The organism is Flavobacterium sp. FPG59 (assembly GCF_002150205.1).
In the GTDB taxonomy this organism is placed as follows: Bacteria; Bacteroidota; Bacteroidia; order Flavobacteriales; family Flavobacteriaceae; genus Flavobacterium.
Map to the genome: position 1 here is coordinate 1 of NZ_MTCA01000224.1, position 4923 is coordinate 4923.

The window sequence follows — 4923 nt, forward strand, 5'->3', positions numbered from 1 at the left end:
TTACTGCTCCTAACCTACATATTCATTCTGAAATTTAAGTACATTCAGTAGACAAGAAATGTATTGCCATAGTTTTTTAGATTCTAAAAGGTAATAATGTATATTTTTGTTGTTATTTTAATGGCCTAAAAACAGTGTTTTTTGTATTTGAAAAATGTGAAATAGTGAGGATTACAAAATTTAAGAACTACAATGCAATATAAATACATAATTATAGACGACGACCCAAAAAGTCTCTTGGAAACAAAAGCTGTTGCTGATGTTTTTCCAGTACTAAATTTTGTAGGTTCCGCATGTAATGCCACAGATGGTCTGGATCTTATATTAGAGAATAAGCCGGATATTATTTTTATTGAGATAGATCCTGTAGATCGTACCTTAAATTTGGGTTTGCATTTTATAGACTGTCTTTATAAATATTTGAGTGTCATGCCCATTTTTGTAGTTACTACTCGTGATAAAAAACTAGCGTATGACTCTTTTCAATATGGTGTTAGGGAATATTTAATCAAACCTGTTGAGACTTCTAATATTGTAAAATTTTTGTTGAGGTTGAACAAAAAAAATGAAAATGAAGGAATTATAAATGAGATTGCAACATTTCACCATCAACTGTTTCCTAAAGTAAGTTCAGTTCCTGAAGTTCAATCCTTGCGGTTGTGTATTAAATCCTATGGTGACTACCGGTACATTGATGCAAAAGACATCTGTTTCCTCAAAGCAGATAACAATTCTACAGACATTCATTTGAACAATGGAGAATTAATAACGGCTTTTAAAACTCTAAAATATTTTGAAACAGTTTTGTCTCAACCCTTCACGAGGATTCATAAAAGTTATATTGTAAACAGAAATTACATTTCTAGAATTCACAGTGGGAATGCTCTTTGCTACATAAAAAACTCCAACGCACGTATACCTTATTCTAAAATGTACAAAGCGAATGTTGACCAAATCATCACTGATTTTGCAAATGGGAATTATTTAGAAATATAGATTCCTACTTTTACCCAAGTTTCATACCCGTACACTCGTACACAGACTTGTTCTACCATTAACCCATTTTTATTGATTGTTGTTTACTTTTTGTATAGTAGTTTTACCTCAAGATAAGCTGTTAATCAGCGCTGTAAAGAGTTGAAATAATATAAATATAAAACCCCAAATCATGAAAAAATCAATTGCAACATTAGGATTATTCGCGTTATTAATGGTACTAACTTCAGTACAATCAAACGCACACATAACTCCATTAAGTAATAACAACGGACAAATTGAGATTTTGAATTTAAATACGATGAAGTTGGAACTTGGAGGAGAAGGTATGGTGGGTGGTAATAAAAAAGAGGATACTCCTCCTAAATCAGAACCTACTTTATTAGACAAAATATCTGATTGGTGGAATCGTCTATAATATTGTGAATTAGGTATCACTCTTGATAAAATAATATTTAAAATATGAAAAATACAATTATAACCGTTTTTTTAGTAGTCATAGTGATGGTGTTGACTTCCTTTACCTTTAAGGAAGAATCTGCTCCATTAATAGTAAAAGTATCTAAAGAGACTACTTTTAAAATTGAAAATGTAAATATGGATCTTATCGCAAATACTTCTGTAGGAGGGAATAAAAAGAATGATTAGTACTTTGTACTGTTAAAATCTATTAAAGCTGTCAAATTCATGACAGCTTTTTTTTTGACGATCATATAATTCCCTATTTTTGGTATTATAACTCATCGCCCATTGAAGCCTACTTTTTATATTATTCTTTTGTTTCTTATTTTGGGTGTGAGCTGCACTCAAAAAAAGACAGTTTCTAAAAATGAGGAGATACAAAAAGATAGTTTAGAGTTTTTTTTCTCGTTGGCTAATGATTTTGATTTATCTATAGATCAAAGACAGCAATACATACAAAAAGCCTCAACTATAGTTTACCTTCAAAATAATGATTCTGTTTACCGATCAAATTTATTTAAGATAGCAAATCGATATTATAACTTAGATCGTTTTGAGGACTATAAAATAACAGTCAAACTCATTTTAAAAAAATCAAAACTGCAGCAGGATACTCGTAATGTTGCAAAAGGCAATGTCTATTTAGGGGATTATTACTTATTGAAAGAACGGGCTGATAGTGCCTTCTATTATTATAATGAAGCAGAAAACAAATATGTAGAATTAAACGATACCTATAATGTTGCGTTAACTATGCTTAATAAAGCCACTTTACAGTATACTGAGAGTGATTTTCTTGGAGCTGAAATGGCTATTTTTAAGGTTTTAAAAATTATAAAGAACAAGAATTTCAATGATATTTTATATAATTCATACAACCTTCTTGGACAAATTTATAACGAACTTGAGGATTATAATAATTCCATTGAATATCATAATAAGGCTTTGGGGAGTATAGATGATAATTTTATGAAATCATTTGCTCAACCCAAAGCAACCTCATTTAATAATATTGGAGCTGTCTATCAAAATAAAAAGGATTTTCGCAAATCTAAAAAGTATTTTGAAAAAGGTCTGTTAGAAAGAAATATAATAAAAGATAAGCCTGCATTATTTGCAATGTTGTTGAATAATTTGGCTTATTCTAAGTTGAAACTTAATGAGAAAGAGGGATTGCCTCAATTGTTTTTTCAATCTTTAAGGATAAGAGACAGTTTGCAAATTACTACAGGTATTATTGCAAGTAAAATTAATATTTCAGAGTATTTTTTGTCAAAAAAGGATACTCTAAAAGCTTTACAATTTGCTAAAGAAGCATTGTATTTATCTAAAAAAGCAAACAATTCTCGTAGTATATTAAATTCATTAAAGCAATTGTCTTTAGTAGATCCTAAAAATACAGCATATTATAGTAAGGAATATATTGCAGTTAGTGAAAGGAGACAAAAATCAGATCGAGCGATAGGGAATAAATTTTCAAGAATTGAATACGAAACGGAAGAAGTCATTGAAAAGAATGACTATTTAACCACTAAAAACAGGAATTTATTATACGGTTTGATTTCATTTGGAGTTGTTGCATTGTTGTTGTATCTTGTTTTAAATCAGAGAAATAGGAATAAGGTTTTACTCTACAAACAAAGGCAACAAAAAGCAAATGAAGATATTTACAATTTAATGATTTCGCAACAGAGTACCATAGACTTAGGTCGGGTTAAAGAAAAGAAAAGAGTAGCTCAAGAGTTGCACGATGGGGTTTTGGGTAGAATATTTGGTCTTAGGATAAACTTAGACACCTTGAACCAATTTGATGATTCAAATGCTATTGAAAAACGAAATGAATACTTAGTAGAACTGCGTAACATTGAGCAAGATTTACGGGAAATATCACATGATTTAAGCAGAGAGAATAAAGAGTTGATCAATAATTTTGTAGTTATTTTACACAATCTTCTTGAAGAACAAAGAAAAACTTTTTCTACAAATTTACACGCAAGTATTGACAATGCTATTGATTGGGACGCAATAAGTAATTCTATCAAAATCAATATTTATAGAATTGTGCAAGAAAGTTTACAAAACATAAATAAATATGCACATGCTAATTCCATCCATGTGAAGTGTTTAAAAAATGAGGATCAACTAATTTTAGAAATTATTGATGATGGAATTGGTTTTAACACAATCAAAGCAAAAAAAGGAATAGGTTTGCAGAATATCAGGTCAAGAGCCTTAGATTGTAATGGGACAGCAATAATTAATTCTATAATTAGTAAAGGGACCCATATTACAATTACAATACATTTAGTATAAACATTCAATACTAGAAAAAATGACAATTGAAGCCCCAGCTAAAATTAAATTTAATAATAATATTTTAATCGTAGATGATCACCCTTTTATAATTGAAGGGTATAAGAATGCTATTACTCGTTATAAAACCGATGAATACACATTCATGATTGATCAAGCTAAAAACTGTGAAACAGCCTATGATATTATTACTAATCCAGAAACGGCTCCTTTTGATATTGCTTTCCTTGATATCAGTATGCCTCCTTTTGAAAGTAAAAATATTTTCTCAGGTGAGGATTTAGCTAAGTTACTCCAAACATACATGCCAAATTGTAAAATTATTTTACTAACTATGTATACTGAATTATTGAAAATCAAAACGATTGTTAAAACCATCAATCCAGCTGGTTTGATTGTAAAAAATGATCTTAATTTTGAAGTTTTGATTTTTGCAATTGACACGATTATCAACAATAAAAAATACTATAGTGATTCTATTATAAGTATGTTGGAATTAGTAGATGCAGATGCTGTTGAGATAGACGTTTTTGACAAACAAATATTATTTCATTTGTCTAAGGGAACAAAAAAAAGTGATTTTCCACAATACATCCCCTTATCAGCAGGTGCAATTGAGAGAAGAAAGAAAGATTTAATGTTACTCTTAAAAATTGAAAGCGGTTTAGATAAAGATTTGGTTCAAGAGGCTAAAGCCAAAGGTTTGTTATATTAATTATTTGGTGCCCATTTTATTTTGAATCAACATCAAAGGGCATTAGTATATAGCTATATAGAGATTCTTTTTATCAGATAAAAAATGCCCCAAAAAGTCTTGAACTTCTTGGGGCATTTTAAATAGGTCTTGTTTTTAAGCCTGGTAGTTATTCACTTAAAGCATCCCATCCACGTGCTTTGAGTGGAATCTTGGTATTTGCACGGGTAATTAAATGAATGCCTTCACTTTCTTGGGTCATGTGACCAATAATTGTAAAGTTTGGATTGGCTTTTATTTTCTCAAAATCTTGAATCGAAATTGTAAATAACAACTCGTAATCTTCGCCACCATTTATGGCAACAGTGGTGCTATCAATATTGAACTCTTCGCAAACATTGATAAACTGCGGATCAATAGGTAATTTGTCTTCGTATAAATTACAACCTACTTTTGAC

The 4923-nt window shown here is 29.9% G+C and carries 5 protein-coding genes and 1 pseudogene; 5 read left to right on the forward strand and 1 reads right to left on the reverse strand.

The window, feature by feature from the left end; genetic code table 11:
• The first annotated feature begins 192 nt into the window (after nt 1–192).
• The 5 genes from FPG59_RS13855 to FPG59_RS13875 all read left to right on the forward strand — a co-directional run bounded on the left by FPG59_RS13855 (nt 193) and on the right by FPG59_RS13875 (nt 4486).
• A complete protein-coding gene (locus FPG59_RS13855) occupies nt 193–996 on the forward strand; it encodes a LytTR family DNA-binding domain-containing protein (RefSeq protein ID WP_086455174.1) in 804 nt (267 codons plus the stop codon).
• A 172-nt stretch (nt 997–1168) separates the two neighbouring features.
• Nucleotides 1169–1414, forward strand: a complete 246-nt coding sequence (locus FPG59_RS13860) for a hypothetical protein (protein WP_086455175.1) — start codon at nt 1169–1171, stop codon at nt 1412–1414.
• A gap of 44 nt (nt 1415–1458) precedes the next feature.
• Complete coding sequence (locus FPG59_RS13865) at nt 1459–1644, forward strand: hypothetical protein (RefSeq protein ID WP_086455176.1); 186 nt, start codon at nt 1459–1461, stop codon at nt 1642–1644.
• 102 nt (nt 1645–1746) lie between these two features.
• Entirely contained in the window at nt 1747–3771 is a 2025-nt protein-coding gene (locus tag FPG59_RS13870; protein WP_254906712.1) for an ATP-binding protein, read from the forward strand.
• A 19-nt stretch (nt 3772–3790) separates the two neighbouring features.
• Nucleotides 3791–4486, forward strand: coding sequence for a response regulator (locus FPG59_RS13875; RefSeq protein ID WP_086455177.1), 696 nt, complete (start codon nt 3791–3793; stop codon nt 4484–4486).
• Nucleotides 4487–4634: 148 nt separating this feature from the next.
• Here FPG59_RS13875 and FPG59_RS13880 read toward each other — a convergent pair.
• Nucleotides 4635–4923: pseudogene (locus tag FPG59_RS13880) on the reverse strand (thiamine-phosphate kinase); the annotation flags it as partial.

Bases quoted from the DNA above. Each gene is read 5' to 3' on its own strand.
- FPG59_RS13875 (WP_086455177.1), top strand. From the start codon at position 3,791: ATGACAATTGAAGCCCCAGCTAAAATTAAATTTAATAATAATATTTTA.
- FPG59_RS13855 (WP_086455174.1), top strand. From the start codon at position 193: ATGCAATATAAATACATAATTATAGACGACGACCCAAAAAGTCTCTTG.
- FPG59_RS13860 (WP_086455175.1), top strand. From the start codon at position 1,169: ATGAAAAAATCAATTGCAACATTAGGATTATTCGCGTTATTAATGGTA.
- FPG59_RS13865 (WP_086455176.1), top strand. From the start codon at position 1,459: ATGAAAAATACAATTATAACCGTTTTTTTAGTAGTCATAGTGATGGTG.